18 protein-coding genes and 1 pseudogene are annotated in these 18,246 nt (G+C 59.8%); 7 read left to right on the plus strand and 12 right to left on the minus strand.

The annotated features are described in order from the left end of the window. Window position 1: 1 nt before the first annotated feature. From AC07UR_RS31920 to AC07UR_RS31935, 4 genes are all read left to right on the plus strand, one after another. Complete coding sequence (locus AC07UR_RS31920; protein WP_494700394.1) at window positions 2-721, plus strand: cytochrome c biogenesis CcdA family protein; 720 nt, start codon at window positions 2-4, stop codon at window positions 719-721. A 142-nt stretch (window positions 722-863) separates the two neighbouring features. Beyond that, the gene (locus tag AC07UR_RS31925; RefSeq protein ID WP_494700395.1) at window positions 864-1,538 is read left to right on the plus strand and encodes an RNA polymerase sigma factor; all 675 of its coding nucleotides are present in this window, start codon (window positions 864-866) and stop codon (window positions 1,536-1,538) included. 323 nt (window positions 1,539-1,861) lie between these two features. Beyond that, complete coding sequence (locus tag AC07UR_RS31930) at window positions 1,862-3,178, plus strand: tetratricopeptide repeat protein (RefSeq protein ID WP_494700396.1); 1,317 nt, start codon at window positions 1,862-1,864, stop codon at window positions 3,176-3,178. A 40-nt stretch (window positions 3,179-3,218) separates the two neighbouring features. Beyond that, complete coding sequence (locus tag AC07UR_RS31935) at window positions 3,219-3,698, plus strand: hypothetical protein (protein WP_494700397.1); 480 nt, start codon at window positions 3,219-3,221, stop codon at window positions 3,696-3,698. 77 nt (window positions 3,699-3,775) lie between these two features. Here AC07UR_RS31935 and AC07UR_RS31940 read toward each other — a convergent pair whose 3' ends face one another. Next, window positions 3,776-4,567 carry a CE1 family esterase gene (locus AC07UR_RS31940; protein ID WP_494700398.1) on the minus strand — a complete coding sequence of 264 codons (792 nt, stop codon included), beginning with the start codon at window positions 4,565-4,567 and terminating at the stop codon, window positions 3,776-3,778. A 109-nt stretch (window positions 4,568-4,676) separates the two neighbouring features. On the opposite strand from AC07UR_RS31940, the gene AC07UR_RS31945 reads away from it, so the two are divergent. From AC07UR_RS31945 to AC07UR_RS31955, 3 genes are read left to right on the plus strand one after another with little or no spacing between them, the layout of a single operon-like run. Then, a complete protein-coding gene (locus AC07UR_RS31945; RefSeq protein WP_494700399.1) occupies window positions 4,677-6,311 on the plus strand; it encodes a thiamine pyrophosphate-binding protein in 1,635 nt (544 codons plus the stop codon). Further along, on the plus strand, window positions 6,289-7,467 hold the full coding sequence (locus tag AC07UR_RS31950; protein ID WP_494700400.1) for an OpgC family protein: 1,179 nt from the start codon (window positions 6,289-6,291) through the stop codon (window positions 7,465-7,467). Before AC07UR_RS31945 ends, AC07UR_RS31950 begins: the two co-directional genes overlap by 23 nt. Next, window positions 7,457-8,659 (plus strand): CaiB/BaiF CoA transferase family protein, encoded by a 1,203-nt coding sequence (locus AC07UR_RS31955; RefSeq protein ID WP_494700401.1) that lies wholly within the window; start codon window positions 7,457-7,459, stop codon window positions 8,657-8,659. Before AC07UR_RS31950 ends, AC07UR_RS31955 begins: the two co-directional genes overlap by 11 nt. Window positions 8,660-8,881: 222 nt before the next feature. Here AC07UR_RS31955 and AC07UR_RS31960 read toward each other — a convergent pair whose 3' ends face one another. The 11 genes and pseudogenes from AC07UR_RS31960 to AC07UR_RS32010 all read right to left on the minus strand — a co-directional run bounded on the left by AC07UR_RS31960 (window position 8,882) and on the right by AC07UR_RS32010 (window position 18,237). Further along, a complete protein-coding gene (locus AC07UR_RS31960) occupies window positions 8,882-9,286 on the minus strand; it encodes a ubiquitination-like system serine protease family protein (RefSeq protein ID WP_494700402.1) in 405 nt (134 codons plus the stop codon). Window positions 9,287-9,857: 571 nt separating this feature from the next. After that, a pseudogene (locus AC07UR_RS31965) lies at window positions 9,858-10,001 on the minus strand (helix-turn-helix domain-containing protein); the annotation flags it as partial. A gap of 56 nt (window positions 10,002-10,057) precedes the next feature. Then, a complete protein-coding gene (locus tag AC07UR_RS31970; protein WP_494700403.1) occupies window positions 10,058-10,468 on the minus strand; it encodes a hypothetical protein in 411 nt (136 codons plus the stop codon). Between the two features lie 28 nt (window positions 10,469-10,496). Then, window positions 10,497-12,530 carry a type IV secretory system conjugative DNA transfer family protein gene (locus tag AC07UR_RS31975; protein ID WP_494700404.1) on the minus strand — a complete coding sequence of 678 codons (2,034 nt, stop codon included), beginning with the start codon at window positions 12,528-12,530 and terminating at the stop codon, window positions 10,497-10,499. Then, a complete protein-coding gene (gene virB11 / locus AC07UR_RS31980; RefSeq protein WP_494700405.1) occupies window positions 12,527-13,549 on the minus strand; it encodes a P-type DNA transfer ATPase VirB11 in 1,023 nt (340 codons plus the stop codon). Before virB11 ends, AC07UR_RS31975 begins: the two co-directional genes overlap by 4 nt. Next, window positions 13,530-14,735 carry a type IV secretion system protein VirB10 gene (gene virB10 / locus AC07UR_RS31985; RefSeq protein ID WP_494700406.1) on the minus strand — a complete coding sequence of 402 codons (1,206 nt, stop codon included), beginning with the start codon at window positions 14,733-14,735 and terminating at the stop codon, window positions 13,530-13,532. The genes virB11 and virB10 overlap by 20 nt, the downstream gene beginning before the upstream one ends. Next, the gene (gene virB9 / locus AC07UR_RS31990) at window positions 14,735-15,544 is read right to left on the minus strand and encodes a P-type conjugative transfer protein VirB9 (RefSeq protein WP_494700407.1); all 810 of its coding nucleotides are present in this window, start codon (window positions 15,542-15,544) and stop codon (window positions 14,735-14,737) included. The genes virB10 and virB9 overlap by 1 nt, the downstream gene beginning before the upstream one ends. Next, complete coding sequence (locus tag AC07UR_RS31995; protein WP_494700408.1) at window positions 15,541-16,236, minus strand: VirB8 family type IV secretion system protein; 696 nt, start codon at window positions 16,234-16,236, stop codon at window positions 15,541-15,543. Before AC07UR_RS31995 ends, virB9 begins: the two co-directional genes overlap by 4 nt. A 37-nt stretch (window positions 16,237-16,273) precedes the next feature. Continuing rightward, window positions 16,274-17,302, minus strand: a complete 1,029-nt coding sequence (locus AC07UR_RS32000; RefSeq protein ID WP_494700409.1) for a TrbL/VirB6 family protein — start codon at window positions 17,300-17,302, stop codon at window positions 16,274-16,276. Between the two features lie 13 nt (window positions 17,303-17,315). After that, window positions 17,316-17,543, minus strand: a complete 228-nt coding sequence (locus AC07UR_RS32005) for a hypothetical protein (RefSeq protein WP_494700410.1) — start codon at window positions 17,541-17,543, stop codon at window positions 17,316-17,318. Further along, entirely contained in the window at window positions 17,533-18,237 is a 705-nt protein-coding gene (locus AC07UR_RS32010; RefSeq protein WP_494700411.1) for a type IV secretion system protein, read from the minus strand. The genes AC07UR_RS32005 and AC07UR_RS32010 overlap by 11 nt, the downstream gene beginning before the upstream one ends. Window positions 18,238-18,246 lie beyond the last annotated feature (9 nt).

The raw sequence follows: 18,246 nt of genomic DNA on the forward strand, positions 1-18,246 counted from the left end.
AATGCTTACCACGACCTCGCTGGCTGCGATTGCCGGGGTGCTTTCGATATTGTCGCCGTGCGTCCTACCGTTGGTTCCGGTCGTTCTCGGGACTGCGGTGGGCAAGCACCGTTTCGGTCCCGTCGCCTTGGCTGCGGGGCTGACAGTCTCGTTCGTCACCATCGGGATGTTCGTGGCGCTGATTGGATTCGGGATCGGACTTGATCTGAGCTTCTTCCGCACCATCGGCGGCCTGCTGATGCTGACGCTGGGCATCGTGCTCGCACTACCCGTGGCGCAAGCCCGAGTAGCTGTGATGGCAGGTCCCATCGGCAATTGGACCGAGCAGCGTTTCGGCGGGTTCAGCGGCGACGGGCTCAAGGGGCAGTTCTCGATGGGAATGCTGCTGGGGGCGGTCTGGAGCCCCTGCGTTGGCCCGACACTAGGAGCGGCGTCGCTGATGGCAGCCAGAGGGGAAAACCTCGTCCAGGTGTCGGCCACAATGATGGCCTTTGGGATCGGCGCCGCACTTCCCCTGCTTCTGCTCGGACTTTTGTCACGGGACCTGATGGTCCGCTGGCGCGATCGAATGATGCGCTTCGGTAAGGGGGGGAAGATCGCGCTGGGCCTCACCCTCATGGTCGTCGGGTTTCTCGTGACATCCGGTCTCGACAAGCAAGTCGAGACCCTGCTGGTCGAGGTATCGCCTGCATGGCTTACGCAACTGACGACCCGCTTCTGATCGGTGAGGGGGGACAGCTGCTTCCTGTGCGACACGACCGGTGCGCCGATGGGATGCTGATCTGTTCCCGCGAATCCATAGGAGCGAACAACGCCGCACATTCGCCGCTGCGCATGCGCGAGCCTCGGATCGGAACGCCGACATGACATTCTCGCTTTGGTTTGCAGCCGCTGCTCTGTTTCTACGATTCACCGCGGACGAGCAGTCTGTCGACAGTCTGAAGTCCGGGGATCAGGAGGCTTTCCGAGCGCTTGTCCTGAAGCATCACGGCGCTCTCGTGAGGCTTGCAGACACGATCGTCAAAAACCGTTCGGCCGCGGAAGACGTGGTTCAGGAAACGTGGCTCGCCGTGTTCGCGAACATCGGGAAATTCGAGAGAAAAGCAGCGCTTTCCACCTGGATCATCGCCATTTTGATCAACAAGGCGAAGACCGCCGCCAAACGTGAAGGACGTTACACCCCACTCGCCGTCGAGTGGGAAGAAGGCAGCGACATCGGCGGTTCCGGGGCAGACAGGTTCAGTGCGGATGGACACTGGATCAAAAGGCCGATCCCATTCGACGGGCTGAGCCCCGAGCGCATCATCGCGGGTCGTCAACTCTGGACGCATGTGCGCGAGATGATCGACCGGCTGCCGCCCGCACAAAGGGCAGTGCTGATCATGCGGGACGTCGAAGACAGAAGTTCGGCCGAAACCTGCCGCTTGCTCGAACTAAGCCAGGACAATCAACGCGTGCTCCTGCACCGCGCGCGCGCACGCATCCGGAACGATATCGAATCCCTCCTGGAGGAACCATCGCCGATCACGCAGGCGTGATCGGCGATGCGGTGTAACGGAGGCCCGTGTGCCGAGTCTCATTGCCATAGACATCTTAACGAAAGGACACAGGGCATGTTGACTTGCAGAGAAGTCTCGGAAGCCGCCAGCGACCACATCAGCGCCGACGATCCCATAGGGACCCGGGTTTCGGTAACACTACACCTTGCGCTCTGCCGTGACTGCCGAGCGTATGTCCGCAGCCTGAAGATCTCCAGAAGTCTCACGAGCGAGAGCCTGCGTGGCTCGGTCCCGTTCACCCTGTTGCGTGAGGTCGGCCCGGCCACCGCCACGCTCACAGGATCTTCAGAGGAGACGGGACAATGACGTGCGATGCAAACGATCTCTCGCTCAGCAGTGTCAGCAGCGACGCCCAGGCGGCCTTCGAGACGGCGGTCTACGGGTTGGCTGCCCACCGTCCCAATACCGGAGCCGCATTGGAGGAGACGCTCCGCTCCGATCCGGATCATGTTGCAGCTCACGCGTTGAAAGGGTTCGCCAATCTTATACTAGCCCGCTCCGAACTTGTCTCCGTTGCCGACGAATCCTTGACGCGCGCCCGACGGGCGCTGGAAAGGCGAGAGGACGGAACTCAAGACGAGCGAGTTCTCGTCAACGCGCTGGAAGATGCCTGCTCAGGCTCGTTCGCCGGAGCGGCCCGCCGATTGGATGCAGGATTTTCGGATCGCCCCGTCACCTTTCTGCCTTTCAAGATCGCCCATGCATTGCGCTTCATGATTGGCGATTCCGCCGGAATGCTCGCCATGAGCAGGCGCGCGATGGAGCATTGGAGCGATGAAATTCCGGCTGCCGGCTTCATACTCGGGTGTCATGCGTTCGCGTTGGAGGAGCATGGATTCTATGATGCTGCGGAAGCCGCCGGCCGGCGTGCGGTGGCATTGCAGCCGGATGACTCTTGGGGCTTGCACGCGGTCTCTCATGTATATGAGATGCGCGGGGCTACGAGCCTTGGAATTGACTGGTTGGAGAGCGGCCGCGCGTCTTGGTCCCGCTGCAACAACTTTTCCTTCCACATGGCCTGGCACCTCGCTCTGCTGCACCTCGAGCGTGGCGAGCACGACAGGGTGCTGCAGCTATACGACGACGAGGTTCGGCCCCAACAGACCGATGACTTTCGGGATGTCGCCAACGCAGTTTCGTTGCTGTGGCGGCTCGATCAGACGGGTGTCGACGTGGGCGGACGCTGGACGGATCTGGCCGAGACGGCTGTCCGGCGCAGGCGCGACACGACGCTCGTATTCGCCTCTCTTCATACGCTTGCTGCACTCGTGGCGATCGGCGACCGGGAAGCCGTCGACGATCTGCTGCGAGCACTCGAGCGCAAAGCTTCCGCCCAAGGGGAACAGGCTGAAGTCGCGGCCGCCGTGGGCTTGCCGCTGGCGCGGGTGATTGCGGGCCTGGATCCGCGCCCTGCCAAGGGACTGCTGGAAGGAATTGTCGGCAACCTCCCCAAGGTCGGCGGCAGCAACGCCCAGCGCGACTTCTTCGTGCTCGCCCTAGCCAAGGCGGCAGAAATCAGCGGCGATCGGGATGGCTTCTCTCGCATCCGCAGCACGCGCCAGATCCTCAAGGCTGAAGACCGGCTGTTGTCCTCCATCGAGATGAGAGCCGTGGCCTGAATGGGCGGCACCGTCAAACAAGGTTTAGAGAGTCCCGTCTATGACAACGATAATCACGCGCCGAACGCCGACATTCGCCAGTACTGCAGGAGTCCTGCTCTTGAACGCAGTCGTGGCCGGCGCAGGGGCAGATCTTACCTGGGAAGTCTGGGCGCGCTTGATCACGCCGGCGCTCGTCGGAGGGCCATTGGAGCCGGCCGGGCTTATCCAGAGCGTCTTCGGCTTTCAGAATCGCGGCTTGGCCGAAGTAATCCACGCGATAGTCGGCATCGTGTTCTATCCGCTTGGATATCTTTTCATCGCGCGGCCGCTTCAGCGTCGCCTCATCCCGAAGCTGCCTTTACTGCTGACCGGTATCGGGTTCGGCATCGGGCTTTGGGTGTTCGCACTCTATGTGATGGCCCACCTGGTCGCCGGATTGCCCGCATTCCTGAACTTCATCCCGCTCACATGGGCGTCGCTCGCGGGACACATGCTGTTCGGCATCGTCGTCGCGTTTGTCATTCGGTACCGCGAATGAGAGGAGAACAGGCCAGCAAGATCTCGGGTGATCTGCCGACATCGGGCGCGACCAAGACGTGCGCGGAAGTATCCCGTTTAAAATCCGAGTTCGGTCAGAGCAGCGTCGAGGTGCTCCGAGCGAATGTCGTGCCCTCCGTCGTGAACACAGATGGCGACGTCACCGCGCGTGCAGCCGCGGAAAACCTTGCAGCCGACCCCACCGATCTGGGTCGCGACGTCCTCTTGCAAGCCGCAGCCCGCCCGCCTGCTGAGGATCTCAGCGCTCTTGAAGGTATCACCCTGGCGAAAAGAGCGGCCAACGACACGACCCGCGAGCGGGAAGGTGCGGTCTGCAGCGCCGTGAAAATGCACGATCGGCGGCAGGTCTCTCACGCAGGATTCGGGATCTGGCAGCGGAGCCCAGAAGACTCCGGAAAAAGTCACCGCGCCAGCGGCACGATGCCCTTGCTGGCAGAGCGTGTACCACGCCATCGAGGCGCCCTGCGAAAAGCCACCGATAAGCACGTTGTCCGCATTGAAGCCGAACCGGGTGCGGAGGTCGTCGAGGACTCTCGCGACGTACTGCTTCTCGTCCCGATATCGACCTGGTGCGTTGGGGTGCGACCAAGTTCCCTGGAGACCGTCCGGCGCGACAAATGCCAGGCCATGCTTGTGAACGGTTTCGACCAGTCTTCTGTCGCGGATCTGCCGGTCGGCAGACCCCTTGTATCCGTGAAAGAAGATGAAAGCGCCCATGGCCGCTCTCTGCTCTGGCAACTCGATGAGATAGGACCCACTGCCGACTTCGTGTCTTGTGCCACGATCGGTATCGGTCCCTCTGACGTCCTGGACGAACGTGAGGGCGGCGATGCCGATGATGAGGTGCATAACACGCATTTCCGCTCTCTCCTGTCTCCAACCACTTTCACATCTAACGCCTTGCCGGGGTCCCGCCAATTTGCGCAGGTCTCGGCTTCTGCAAAAAGGTCACTCCTCCATGGGTAATTCAGAAACCTCCAACTCCCCCAGGGTAGCGGACACGGTCGCGGCAACTCTTCATGCCTACGGAATCCGCCATGCCTTTGGCATGCCGGGTGGCGAGGTTGTCACATTGATCGACGGACTTCAAAGGTCCGGCATCCGCTTTCACCTGGCGCGCCACGAAACGGCGGCGGCTTCAATGGCAGCGGGTGTCAGCGTGATGACGAACACTCCGGGGCTTTTAGTGACAACAATCGGCCCCGGCTTGGCGAATGCAATCAATGGGATCGCTGATGCCGCCCAGGAGCATGTCCCGCTGGTCGTGGTTTCAGGGATCGTCGATCGCCCGACCCGGGCCCGGTTCACCCATCAGGTAATCGACCATGCGCAGCTTCTGAGACCCTTGGTGAAGGCGAGCTATGAGATCGAACCGGAAAGTGCCGCATCGACCGTAGCTCGCGCACTCGACACGGCGCTGACCGAGCCGATGGGACCGGTGCATCTCGATTTCTCGCCGGCTGTCGCCGCAATGACCGGTGTAGGTCGTCCGGTAGTTCACCCGACGATCACCGCGGCACCTGTGGTCCGAGCCTACGACCCCGCGATCGCGTCCCTTGCAGACCGCATCGAGAGGGCCGAGCGCCCGATCATTCTCGGGGGCTTTGAAGCCGCAAGAGCAGGAGCCGCCGATGCAATAAGGCAGTTGGCCGAGAAGATCGGGGCGCCGGTCGTTACGACATACAAGGGCAAGGGGCTGATGCCGGAACACCATGCGCTTGCCTTGGGAGGAGCGGGACTTTCGCCCGTTGCGGATACCGTTCTGCTTGAGTTGATACGTCAATCCGATCTCGTTCTCATGATCGGCTTCGATCCCATCGAAATGCGTATCGGTTGGTTGGACCTGGCCAGGGACGCTGCGCCGTTGGTGGAGATAACGGCGGCTGCACCGGATCAAGGCATGTACCATGCCGCGGCCCGCATTAGAGCCAACACGGCGGCCGTCACCTGGGCTTTGCTCGAGGCCGTAAAACCGAGCAGGTCCTGGAAGGACGGAGAGGCGGCAAACGCCAGGTCACGGCTGGCTGCGTACTTCGCGTCGCCGTCGACGTTCGGTCCGCATGTCATCGTCGACGTCTTGAACGAGGCGGCGGGCGATGACGGGGTCGTAACCGTAGACAGCGGGGCGCATCGCATACTGCTTTCCCAGAAATGGAGGGCGTCGCGCCCGTTGTCGCTGCTCCAATCCGCCGGCTTCTGCACCATGGCTACCGCCCTGCCTTTGGCGATTGGAGCAAAGATTGCCGACCCAGCCCGCAACGTCTTTGCCGTGGTCGGTGACGGAGGCCTTGAGATGGGGATCGGAGAATTGGCGACGCTGCGCGATCTCGGCCTGCCTATAACCGTCGTGGTTTTCCAGGATCGCAGCCTTGCCCTTATCGCCTTGAAGCAAGCCGCCGTTGGACTGGAGCCTGTTGGGGTTTCTCTCGGCGAAACCGACCTCGCAGCGGTGGCGCGCGGGTTCGGCGGGCATGGCGTGAACGTCGATGACGCAAAAGCGCTACGGCTCGAACTCCAAGCCGCCGCTCAGCGCGACCGGTTCACACTCATCGTCTGCCGGTTTGATGCCGATGCTTACAAAAACGCCTTCTGAATCCATGATTCAAGCCGAGGCGACGCGGTCGAAGCGGCCGCGCGACCCCCGCCTCGACGTGTTTCGCGGCGTGGGGATGTTGATCATTCTGGTTGCGCACGTGCCGGACGACCACTGGGCACTTTGGATACCCGCGCGTTTCGGGTTCTCGGATGCGACCGAGATGTTCGTTTTTCTTTCGGGGATGGCGTCGGCGATCGCCTTTGGCGGCGTTTTCGACAGGGGCGGCGGCCGGATGCTTCTCGCGAGGGTCATGCACCGCATCTGGCAGATCTACTGGGTGCATATCGGTCTTTTTCTTGCAGTCGCGTCGTTGTTGGTGGCTGCCGGCGACAGGCCGGACGGCGCGTCTTATGTCCAGAGCTTGAACCTGGTCCCCTTCTTCAACGATCCGGCTACAATGCTGATCGGCCTTGTCACGCTCACCTATGTGCCCAACTACTTCGACATTCTGCCGATGTACCTGGTCACCCTTGCAATGCTGCCCGCCATGCTTTTCGCGGAGCGAGCGCATCGATTTATGCCGTTGGCACTGATGGCGGCATTATGGCTCTCGGCGCAGATCCCGCTTGTGCACTTTCCGGCAGAACCGTGGTCGGAAAGACGTTGGTTCTTCGACCCCCTTGGTTGGCAGCTGATCTTTTTCGTCGGGTTCTTCCTGATGCGTGGGACATTGCCCGTGCCTGGCTTCCGCTGGTCGCTGGTCGCGGTCGCGACCTTGGTCGTCGCCATCGCGGTGCCTTTTTCCTGGCACGTGGTTCTCGCCGGGTCGCCATTCTTCCGTGAAGCCGCGCGGGCGCTCATGCCACTTACCGACAAGACCGCGTTCGGATTGCTCCGGTTGGTCCATTTCCTGGCGCTAGCCTATTTGGCAGTCCAGGCAGTCGGAACCCGGGGGGGCCGGTTGAATCACCCCGTCGTCCGCCCTTTCACCGCCGTGCTCATGAAAGTAGGGCAGCAGTCGCTTGCCGTCTTCGCAGCGGGCATGGTGATGGCCCAGATTGTCGGCTTTCTGCTCGACCACATCGGACGTGGCACGCTTGCCGTTTCGATGGCCAACCTCGCCGGCTTCGCCGTGCTCGTCGCCACGGCCTACGTAGTTGGTTGGTTCAAGACCGCACCATGGAACGCAAAGGAGCGCCCGCATGACAGGTGACAAGCCCGCGAGCCTCGAAGGGATCAGAGTACTGGATCTCTCGCGCATCCTTGCCGGTCCCACGGCGACACAGCTGCTTGGCGATCTGGGCGCGGAGGTGATCAAGGTGGAGAAGCCGGGCAGCGGCGACGACACACGCACATGGGGGCCGCCATTCGTCGCAGATGCGGATGGAGGCGATAGCGATCTCAGCGCGTACTTCCTCTGCGCGAACCGGAACAAGAAGTCGATTGCAATCGACATCGCTACCGAGGATGGAGCGTCTCTCGTCCGGAAACTTGCCAGCATGTCGGACATCGTGGTCGAGAACTTCAAGCCCGGCGATCTCGATCGGCGGGGGCTCGGATACGGGGATATCCGGGGCCTGAAACCAGACATCGTCTGGTGCTCGATTTCCGGCTTCGGACAGACCGGTCCATACGCCAGCCGCATCGGCTACGACTTCCTGATCCAGGCGATGGGGGGCATCATGAGCGTGACTGGCGAACCTGACGCGGACGGCGGAAGGCCCACGAAGGCTGGAGTGGGTATAGCCGACGTGATGTGCGGCATGTATGCCACCGTCGGAATTCTCGCGGCCTTGCGTCACCGGGACCGCACCGGTGAAGGACAGTTCATCGATCTTTCGCTTTACGACAGTCAGGTCGCATGGCTGATCAACGCGGCGACGAACCATCTGGTGTCGGGGCGGACGCCCTCGCGGCTTGGCAACAAGCATCCGAACATCGCACCCTATCAGACGTTTGCGACGCGCGATGACGACATAGCGATTGCCGTCGGAAATGACACTCAGTTCGAGCGCTTCGCTTCGGTCATTGGACGTTCAGAGCTTGCCAGCGACGCACGTTTCAAACGCAATCGCGATCGGCTGGAGCGCAGGGACGAACTTGAGCGCATCATAGCGCCAGCGCTGAGTCGGGATACGGCGAACTCGTGGGTCGAGCGCTTCACCGCGGCCGGTGTCCCGGCCGGCCGCGTGGCCTCCATCGATCAAGTCTTGACGGACCCGCACACTTTGGCGCGCGGTATGGTGGTCTCAGTACCCGTCGACGGAGGCGGCGGTTCGGTCCGCCTCCTTGGCAATCCGTTGAATCTGTCGGCCACCCCCGTTCGCTATCACAGGGCGCCGCCCCATCTGGATGAGCATCGGGACGAAGTGCTGAATCTTGTGTCTGGGCGCACCAAACTTTAGAAGACGCAGAGGAATACGGAGAAATTCCGCATTCGGCCAAGCCACGAGGGCGTTGCATTCCAAGAGCCAGCCATCCCGTCGGGGTGCGGGCGGCGGTAGCCAATCTTCCGATTTTGTGTAGCAAAATGTTGGTGGCAGTTGCCAGCTAGTACTGCATCTTCGTCGCTTTGTTTGTCGGATGAACGGCTTGTCCCAGCTCCTGACAGACGCGTAGCGTGCCTATTAGCACCAAAGAATTCGCCCTTTGCGAACCCAGAAATGGGATCTGCACCCCGACTTCTGCCAGACTGACGGATGGAGCGAAGGATGCCCGGCTTTGTCGACGCTAATATCCCAGCGTGAACGAGCTTCCCTCAGGATCATGAGTTCGATCGTATCACCACAACCGCGCGGGCATCTTATGCCGACACTCCAATCGTCTCCATCATCTCGCGTCAGCACAACGTCGCGAGTGGGCAAGTCTGACAGCAACGTGTCGCCCTCGATGATCTGCAGATGACGGGCTGGGCCATACTTGCCCCACAGTCGTCGAAACGAACGAGCGATCCTCATGCCGCATCCTTTCGCGCTTTCCGGAACAGCGGCAGCCCAACAATGGTTCGGCAGCTCCTCGACCAAGCAGTGCATTTTCCTTCCCCTCGAAGCTGTCCTCCTAGTGATGGTCCTCGTCACAAGCTGCGAGGCTGAATGCAATGCGTACGTAGTTTCGGTTAGGCTCCTGGCGATAAGGGTAGGCGCGAGCGATGAACTCGTTCACCAAGGTGGAGGCTGCCCTCATGTTCAGCGTAATCACGAGGGAGTTTCTTCAAGGATTCCCTTGATTTAGCCAGCTGTGCGTTCGTCTTGGAACGCAGCGGGATCGGTGCGCTGCAAATACTCAGCCCGCAGACTTTCCTGGGTGTATACGCCGCGATCTGAGAGCGTGGAGCCGCCGGGTTGAACGTAGTCGATCCGACCGCTGACGTCCGCGATGGCAACTGCAGGCAAGGGACATATCTCTCCTTATCCGGTGCTGCAGGGTATCGCCTTCCAACCGGAATGACGAGCGTTAGGTAAGGTCGAATTCCCATCCCCGACGAGCCACAGCTCGTTACCCAGGGCGCGAACTGTGAGAGGTTTCCGTTTCTCCTCATTTCCACTCGCCGCCGCCAGCATATGGCAATTCGCATTGACGATGCCTCGTTCACGCGCACGGGCGCTTCTGAACCTGCTGGAAAGTGATGTGGAGCCCTTCGGCCAATGTCGTCTGGCTCATTCCCTTGAGCGTGCGCTGCAGGCGGATACGGCTGCCGACATGAACATCAATGGCATTTGTCGTCTTGGTCTGCAGTTTTTGGGGCATCATGACCTCAAATGGATCCGCGGCCAATGGAATGCGCCACGCCGTGAGAACGTAAACTACTGTCCTTTCTCTGTTACGATGTCACGCGGGTGTACGCAACGTGACACATCGGGCCTCTCGCGGAGACCTGAACCGATTTCCTGCAACAAGCGCTTCGCGTCTTCATGAGCGGATACCAAGTCCGCGTTAGCGGCTTGCCAAGGCTCGAAAAGCTTTAGACGCCGCTCGCCGAGCGACCGATATGCGGCTCGGAACCCTTCGCAATCTTCCGGGCTGACTGAAGCCTTTGACAGCTTCACTGCCCATATATGCAGAATGACCCGCTCCTCGGCGTCCAGTGCATCCTTAGTTTCTTGAAGCGCATGAAAGCGCGCCTCGACCTCCCGGTAGGCACGCAAGGCTGTCGCGGCTCTCGTTCGCAAGAGCAAAGAGATATAGAATCCATTTCGCCACCATTCCTCATCCATTGGTTCCCCGATTTTTAATCCCTGATCACTATTCGGCTGCCACCCCAACCTCGACGGGATCAGGAATCGTCGTGTTGAAGATGTCCATGTAATTGCGGCGCGTAGTCGGTGATTTATCGCCGAGCTTTTCGACCTTCGTTTCAACCGTTGCCTTGAGCTGCGCAGCCCTTGGTGTCAGGCCGTCCTCAATCGCCTTTATCCGAGCCTCCATGGCGACAAGGTTTGCGGACGCTTCCATCTCCGTCTTCGCATGCGACGGTTTTGGCTTTGGTCGCAGCGCCTTTTTGTTGACGGTTCGCTTGGCGGGTGGCGCAGTCTTCTCTTCTTTCAGGGGCACCAGCGAGGGCATTTCGACGGAAGGTTCGCCACCCTTGGCATATTCCGGGGTCGTGGCCGGAACGGGTTTTGGAGGCAGATATTCGACCTCCGGCACCTGCGGAATGTTGGCCTGAGAAAATGCCTCCGCCGACTTGAACGGCTGCGTTTGGAAGAACCTGAGCTTTTCCCCGAAGATCGGCCTTTGCCCTTCGATGAGCAGGATCATCTTGTTCTCCGGCATTTGCCGGACTTCCTGCGGCATCATCAGATCCCGTTCGCGAATCTGCTCTACCTTCGTGCGGCGGGGCAGACCCAACAATTCGATCGTGCGCGACTCCGACTGGTAGCGGATCGTGCGCTTTCCGAGCGCCCGCGACGCATATTCGGCCGTGGCCTGGTCGTTGGCGCCGAGGACGAGTTGATAGCCGCAATTGCCGAGCAGCGAATGCCGGGAGGTTTCGCCATAGATCTCGTCGAGGTTTTTCAGGTCCTGGATGATGAGGGCGAGCTTGATGTTATAGCCAGCCACATAGGGCAGCTTTGTCATAATTTCGTCCATCCGCTTCAACTGCCGGAACTCGTCGAGGAGGAAATAGACGGGAAGGGAACTGGGATCGTGCTCGAGCGTGAGGATGTCCATCACTTGCTGCACGAACAGAGTGAGGAGTGGGCGCAACAGGGTTATGTCGGTGATGTTCGGCGCCAAATAGATTGACATCGGCCGGCGCTTCATCGCGCGCAGATCCATGTCGGTGACATTAGTTGCCGCGACGATCCGCTCATTTTTGAAAGGCCGCATGGCCTTCTGGATATCCAGAAGCGCCGACGCGGCCGCGCGTTCGGATAGAGCGATATAGGAATTGAAGCTCTCGACGGTGAACTTCGACAGGTAGGGCTCTTTTTCCTTGATGTACTTCATCAGCGCCTGCAGATCGACACCGCTGTTGAAGAAGGAATTGACCTCGCCGAGGTTGCGCCGATCCTTATAGAAGGGGCTTTCGGTGATGTAGCTGATCACGCCGGCGAGGACTTGCTGCGCCGTCGCCTGCCAGACGGAGTTTTCCGATTCCGTATTTTCAGGTACCAAAATGCTGGCAATGTTTTGAATGTCAGTGGTGCGATTGCCGCGCTCAGGCCGTACAAAATCGAGCGGGTTATAGCGATTGGTCTTTTCCGAACCCGGCGCGAACAAAAAGACTTGGCTACCATTGTGGCGTCGATAGCCCGAGGTCGCCTTGAAAACCTCGCCCTTGAGGTCGGTGACGATCATCGAGCCTTCGTGCATCAGCGCGTTCGGGATGACATAGCCCGCGCCCTTACCGGAGCGGGTAGGGCCGATGATCAGATGATGCCGATCGTCCTTGGTGCGTAGAATGCTGCGCCCTATGCGTCCGAAGATATGGCCCTGTTTACGGAACCACTTGCCGCGCCGAAGCGAGGCAATGTCCTGAAACGCCGCATCTCCCAAGGGGCTGCTCGTCGGTTTCAGGCCGATGTAGGCGGCCAGGCCGGCGACGATCAGCGCCGGCACCATCGAGCCAAGCGCGACCTTCTGCAGGGCAGGGCTAGTGCGATAAATCCAGAACTGCTGAATGGGAACAAAGGGGTTGCTCGTGATCGTCTCTTCGAGAACCCGCCCGTCTTTATAGAAGACCTGAAGACCCAGGCCGTACCCGAGCATCCAGACAACGAATGCTATCCCGACGCAAAAGAGCAGGTAGAAGGCCTGGAGCCCCTTGGTCATGCTTCATCCCGAGCAAAGAAGATTTCGGAGACGCCGCGCTTGCCGCCGTCGCGGCGGAGCTGGATGACGATCGGGATCACCATCTGGATATAGGACATGAGATCCTGCTTGGAAAAACCCGCCGACATGCCGGCTTGTTGCATCATCATGGCGAGCTGTTCATAGGCACCCATCGGCGTGTCGGCGTGAACTGTGGACATACTGCCCGGATGCCCGGTGTTGATCGCGCGCAGGAAGGAGAACGCCTCCGCGCCCCGAATTTCGCCGACGAACAGACGATCTGGACGCATGCGCAACGACGACTCGAGCAGGTTTTGAATGGTCACGTCCGCGGTGCCCTGATCACCCTTCGAGGCGATCATGTGAACAGTGTTCGCCTGGGGCGGGAATAACTCGCGTGTGTCCTCGAGCGTGATGATCCGCTCATGTGGATCCACACTTTTCAGGCAGGCGTTGAGGAAGGTCGTCTTGCCCGATGAGGTGCCGCCGCTGATCAGGATAGAGACCCGCTTGGTGATAGCGATATGGATGAAATCGTAGATCCGGCTGGCGCGCAGTTGCCCGATCAGTTCCCGGTCAATGTCACTGAGGCCGCCGACGGCCACCGATACTTTGTCGAGCGAGCCGTTGTCACGATACTCCTCGAGCGTGAAGTTATTCACCACCTGCTTGCGGATCGAGATCGAGCCTCCGTCGGGCGCCGCCGGCGGCAGGACGATCTGAATCCGTTCGCCGGTTGGAAGCGCCGCGCTGAGGATCGGCTTGGAACGGCTGATAAACTGGTTGGTCGCCGCTGCAACACGCTCGCCGATGTTCTGGATTTCATCGGCCGTCAGGGCGTCGATCAAATGCTGCTCCATATGATCGGCCCCAAACCGCTCCACATAAACGTGGCCCGGCTTATTGACGGCTATTTCGACCACCTTCGGGTCATCCAGGAATTGCTTGATCGGTTCGAGGGCGCGATTGAGGAAGTAGTGCGGATCGCGTTTAATCGTGCTACCTGCCGCGACGTTCACGTCGGATCTCCTTCATCGCTTCGGTGACCGGATCGTCGTACATGGCGCTGAAATCGAGGTCCTGGCGCACGTAGACAAAGATTCGCTCGCCTTGGCTGACGCTGATGGTGGGAGGAATACGGAGGTTTTCACTGAGAACCGTATTCGCCATGTCGCTGAAGGTCTGCGCGATGGTCTCCCGCGCGATCTCTTCGCCCCGTGCGGCATCGTCGCTGTTGTTGGAGGCTTCCTGACTGCCATATCCGGTCAGATAGCTGGCAGCGCCGCCGACGATAGAGAGCATGATCGACGCTCCGAACCGTTCGCGGAACTTGTTGTCAACATGACCGGTCAAGCCAGACCGACCCAAGCTGTCCGTGCCGATCGAGTTGAGGCGCACGGAAACGCCATCATCGCGAATAAGCCTGGTCCAGATGACGAAGATGCGTTTTTGTCCGCGGGTCACCTCCGACTGATATTCGCCAATGAGGCGCGTTCCGGTCGGGATCAAAACACGCCGGCCGTCGAAGGAATAGACATCCTGGGAGGTGATGGCGCGGATCTGGCCGGGCAGATCGCTGTTGATGGCCGTCTCGAGGATTCCGGGGATCAAAGTTCCCTCCGGTATCATCGCGTCGATGCGCTCGATCTGCCGGGCCTTGGCGGTTCGGTCCGCTAGGCCAGCAGCTGCAGCCAGGTACTTGCTATTGCGATCCTCGCCGGCAACCGTCAATCCGGTATCGTCTTCGCCTGTCAGGCTGCCGTTCCCGCTCCCGTTTCCTTTCTGGTCGAGCGAAATCAGGCCCGATTTATACCGCTCGGGAAACTCCTCGACCGGCGCGGCTTCGAGCGTTTGTTCTACGACCTCTGGCGGCGCTGGAACCTTGAACTCGGTCGTATCGACGGTTTCCTCTACCACCTCAGGAGGCGTTGGCAGGTTGATGACTTCTTGTTCGGGCTCCGGTTCTGGCTTCTCTTCGTCGCGGACAAAGGACGGTGGCCGAAAAGTCGTTGTCTGAAACTCCTCGTCGCTGTCGGCGACATCACGCGGCTTTTCGCCAGCCGTCGCAAGGACAAAATAGGCGGCCACAGCGCCACCCAGGAGAAGGGCGGCCATGCCGAGAGTTTGATTTCGTCCAGCATTCCGATTGCTGACCGCCGTTTCGTCGGCCGTCGTCATGGCCTCAAGTTCGGGGCTGCGCTTCATTAGTTGCCGCTCCTCCTACGTTTCGTCGCCTTGGTGTCATGAGCCGGACCGAGAATGTCCGGATCCGGAGCGCCGAAGTCAGGCTTGCGAAGGTTGAAGATGCAGGTCCACTGGTTGCCGTCGCGGAGCGTATATTGTGTCGCGACACCATCGACGACGATGTATTCGCCCTCCTTGCGGAAATTGCGCAGCGTCTCGGAAAAATCCGACTGCACGGCAAAAATCGCCGGCACGCGGCTGCCGAACTTGAAGAAGGTCTTTTTCCCGTCGTCGAAGATCGTCGTAGGCTTCAGCGATGGGTCGCCGGAAAAGGAATAGTCGATGTTGACGTTTGCCTTGTCGATATTCGCCATGTTCGGGTTCGCCGCCCGGTACTCCGCTTCCTTGCGGAGCGAGGCGTTCAGGTCCTTCTCTGGGTAGACGAACCGGATGCCGAAGACCTGTTTGCCGTCGGTCGGCGCATGGTCGTTGAGCTCGAGGAAATAGATCCTCTTGCTGGTCACGACGTTCATGTTGGTGGCGACGTTCTTCGCGATCGGCTTGACGAACAGGATATTGCCCTTCTCGGAGGGGGCAACTTGCCAACTATCGGTGTCGCCGAGCGAGATCGTTTCGAATTTTTCGTCCTCATCAAAGATGATCATGGTGGAGATGCCGTAGGTGGCAGAAACCTTCACCACATTGTTGGACTGGTAGACGACGCTGGTGACACGCGAATCGAGCGAGCCCGGCCGTGGTGCCTGCGCAGCGTGGACGTGAGTCAACACAGCGGCCGCGAAGGCCGCAGAAAGCAAGAGGCGTGTGATCATTTTTCGCCTCCGGGTGTCACCGTCTCTTGGTCGCGCCGGTAGTTATAGACCTGGAAGCCCAACGGGTTTTCGAAGCGCCATTCATTGGTCGCCGGGGTGTCCGTATAGCGATAGCGGACGACCGAAATAAAATGTCGGGTGATGGAGTCGGTGTCGGATTTCTCCGTCGTCGAAAACCGCACCAGGGCCGTGCTCGCATTGGAGAAGGTCACGGACTTGATATCGACGGTGACACTCTTGTTCTTTCCCAAGGCCCTGGCCGGGTTGTTCGGATTTGCCGCGCTATAGAGCTCCTGAAGCTCCCGGGCCGCATCTCCCGTCGAGAGCAGTGCGGCAATGCCGAAATTCTGCTCAATGGCAAAGGGATCATAGCCTTCACGCGAACGAATGTAGCGTACGACGTTGGCCTGAGTGACCGCCTGTTGATCCGTGAGGTTTGCTGACTTCGTGAGCCCGGTCTTGACCTCCATATAGCCGGTGTTTTTGTCGACCTCGACGATGTACGGTTCGAAACTTTTCAGCGGCACGAGCATGACCAGCGCCGTCAATGCCAGCAAGGTTATCGCACCGAAAATCGTCGTGACGAACCATGCGAGCGCGCGCGATCGCTTGGCCTTCTTTACGATTTCCTGCTCCCAGCGATCGCCGTCCTGAAAATAGGTCCGAAGAATTGCTTCATTCGTATCTGCCATTCGTCTAGCCCTTAAACCTAGCCCTTACTTTCGCGCCTCAGCGAGGCGTGCTGTTGTTGCTGATGCGGTTCTGCATCGCCTCAGCAGCGGCGTTTCGAATATTGGTTTTCATGCCTTCTTGCGTTCGCGCCCTTGCCTGCATGCCCGCGTTGCCAACGGCTCCCGCCAGCCGTTGCCCACCAGACAGGGCCGATATGGGCGCGGAGACGCCCGTCAACCGACCGAAAGCACGCGCAGCGTTGCCAATGCCGGCGGCAACACCACCGGTAATGCCTTGCGCGAGAACCTGAATGTTGAAGAGGACAAAAGCGCCGGCGGCGCAGAGCAACAGGAAGGCGGAAATGTCGCTAAGCTGAAGGCGTCTTTGGTTTGCGGCGTTGCTGACCTTCGTCAATTCCGGATCCATCGCTGCGATCAGGAATGCCGCCACTACATAAACGAACAGCGGAATCAGCGCATACATCAATACCTGCTGGAACCATGCGACGCCCAAGCCTCGCGTCTGCTCGAACAGCATGCAGCCGATGAAAATTGGCGCGGTCCCGATCAGGACCCACATCATCACCTTGGCAAGCAGCAGGATCGCCAGCGCCACGGCAATGAAAACCGCCACCGCAAACATGATCAGAAACCCGACCATAGACGGTAGCACCGAGAAGTAGCCGGACTGCTCAGCGAATGCAGAAGCCGCCTCGTTGGCCGTTCTCCAGATAATCGACAGGCCGTTCGTCGGTTCCGTGATACCGGTTCCCGTGGCGGTCAGGATCGCGCGGCCGACATCTTCCGGCGTGTCGTTCATCCAAGAGTAGAAAAGCGTATTGAAGTAGTCCCACTCCCTGACCAGCGCCAGGATGATTAGCATACGGGTCACGCGGCCGATGATCTCGGCGACGCTGACGCGGGCGGTTCCCATGAAGAGCTGCAGCCCGTAATAGGCCACATATGCAATGAACATGATGGTGAGCAGCGGCACCACCTCGTCGCCAACGATCCCGTAAGCTCGCGAGGAGAAATTCGCACCGGTCTCTTCAATTCTGTCGAGCAGCGCCCCAAGGAAATCCTGCATCGTCGCAATCGTCCTATTCAGCCGTCATTGCGTCGATCGCCGCAAAGGCGGCTGCTGCGTCGCCGTTGATGCTCATCATCGGTCCACATTCGGGACGCGGATCCGGCGCGTAGGAGGTCAGGTTCGCAGGTCTCTTGCAAGGCGCGGTCTTTTCCTTCGCAGCTGTACCGCAGCCGGCGAGGCCGGCCGCGATCAGCAGAGGAAAAAGCACCTTCGCTGGTATGGTGATTTTACTGGTCACTGTAGCTGAGGGCCTTCTTGGAGTTGGAGATGTCGGTCAAGCGCCTTTGGTTGTCGGCCTGGAGAGACGACACGGCACCATTCATCACGCCGATCAGTTCATTGATCGTCAGCCCGGCTTGCACCTGAAGCTGTGTGTTCTGGTCGATCGAGCCCTTGATGTCCTTGGCCTGGCCGATATTTGCGCCTGCTTGCTCAAAAGAGGTACGGCGGGTCTGGACGGCCTGCTGAGAGCCCGTCACCAGGGCGGCAACACCAAGAACGGTGTTCACCATCTCCTCGTAGGACTTGTCGCCCGAAAAGGAGCTGCCCGCTTGGCCGGACAGATTTTTCACCAGTTGCAAGCCGTTGATGAAGGTCGTTGCGATTTTGGAGACATCACCGCCCATACTGCCGAAGTTCGGAACGCCGCCGGACATAAGGCTATCAAACGACGGCATTTGGGAGACGCTGAATCCGTTGCCGACGGCAAGATTCTGCATCTGGTTGGCATCGCTACCGCGATCACCGGTGACCGCTTGAAGGGTCTCTTGGACCGTTTTCAGGACTTCCTTGTTAGTGCCGAGAATATCATCGGTCGTCTTCGACGTTCTCTGTGCAATCTCAAGATTGGCACCGTCGATCACCGGGACCTGCGCCAAAGCCGAAGACGCAAGGGCGGCCACCGAATACGCCGTCAAAATCAAACGTTTCATGGCAGTTCT

The sequence above is a fragment of the Ensifer sp. GW821-FHT05G01 genome, assembly GCF_059419585.1.

What these genes read in the sequence shown, in the direction of transcription:
- virB9 (WP_494700407.1), bottom strand. Translation starts at nt 15,544, where the DNA reads ATGATCACACGCCTCTTGCTTTCTGCGGCCTTCGCGGCCGCTGTGTTG.
- AC07UR_RS31925 (WP_494700395.1), top strand. Translation starts at nt 864, where the DNA reads ATGACATTCTCGCTTTGGTTTGCAGCCGCTGCTCTGTTTCTACGATTC.
- AC07UR_RS31995 (WP_494700408.1), bottom strand. Translation starts at nt 16,236, where the DNA reads ATGGCAGATACGAATGAAGCAATTCTTCGGACCTATTTTCAGGACGGC.
- AC07UR_RS31935 (WP_494700397.1), top strand. Translation starts at nt 3,219, where the DNA reads ATGACAACGATAATCACGCGCCGAACGCCGACATTCGCCAGTACTGCA.
- AC07UR_RS31960 (WP_494700402.1), bottom strand. Translation starts at nt 9,286, where the DNA reads ATGCACTGCTTGGTCGAGGAGCTGCCGAACCATTGTTGGGCTGCCGCT.
- AC07UR_RS31970 (WP_494700403.1), bottom strand. Translation starts at nt 10,468, where the DNA reads ATGGATGAGGAATGGTGGCGAAATGGATTCTATATCTCTTTGCTCTTG.
- AC07UR_RS31975 (WP_494700404.1), bottom strand. Translation starts at nt 12,530, where the DNA reads ATGACCAAGGGGCTCCAGGCCTTCTACCTGCTCTTTTGCGTCGGGATA.
- virB10 (WP_494700406.1), bottom strand. Translation starts at nt 14,735, where the DNA reads ATGAAGCGCAGCCCCGAACTTGAGGCCATGACGACGGCCGACGAAACG.
- AC07UR_RS31945 (WP_494700399.1), top strand. Translation starts at nt 4,677, where the DNA reads ATGGGTAATTCAGAAACCTCCAACTCCCCCAGGGTAGCGGACACGGTC.
- AC07UR_RS31950 (WP_494700400.1), top strand. Translation starts at nt 6,289, where the DNA reads ATGCTTACAAAAACGCCTTCTGAATCCATGATTCAAGCCGAGGCGACG.
- AC07UR_RS31955 (WP_494700401.1), top strand. Translation starts at nt 7,457, where the DNA reads ATGACAGGTGACAAGCCCGCGAGCCTCGAAGGGATCAGAGTACTGGAT.
- AC07UR_RS31930 (WP_494700396.1), top strand. Translation starts at nt 1,862, where the DNA reads ATGACGTGCGATGCAAACGATCTCTCGCTCAGCAGTGTCAGCAGCGAC.
- AC07UR_RS32010 (WP_494700411.1), bottom strand. Translation starts at nt 18,237, where the DNA reads ATGAAACGTTTGATTTTGACGGCGTATTCGGTGGCCGCCCTTGCGTCT.
- AC07UR_RS31940 (WP_494700398.1), bottom strand. Translation starts at nt 4,567, where the DNA reads ATGCACCTCATCATCGGCATCGCCGCCCTCACGTTCGTCCAGGACGTC.
- AC07UR_RS31920 (WP_494700394.1), top strand. Translation starts at nt 2, where the DNA reads ATGCTTACCACGACCTCGCTGGCTGCGATTGCCGGGGTGCTTTCGATA.
- AC07UR_RS32000 (WP_494700409.1), bottom strand. Translation starts at nt 17,302, where the DNA reads ATGCAGGATTTCCTTGGGGCGCTGCTCGACAGAATTGAAGAGACCGGT.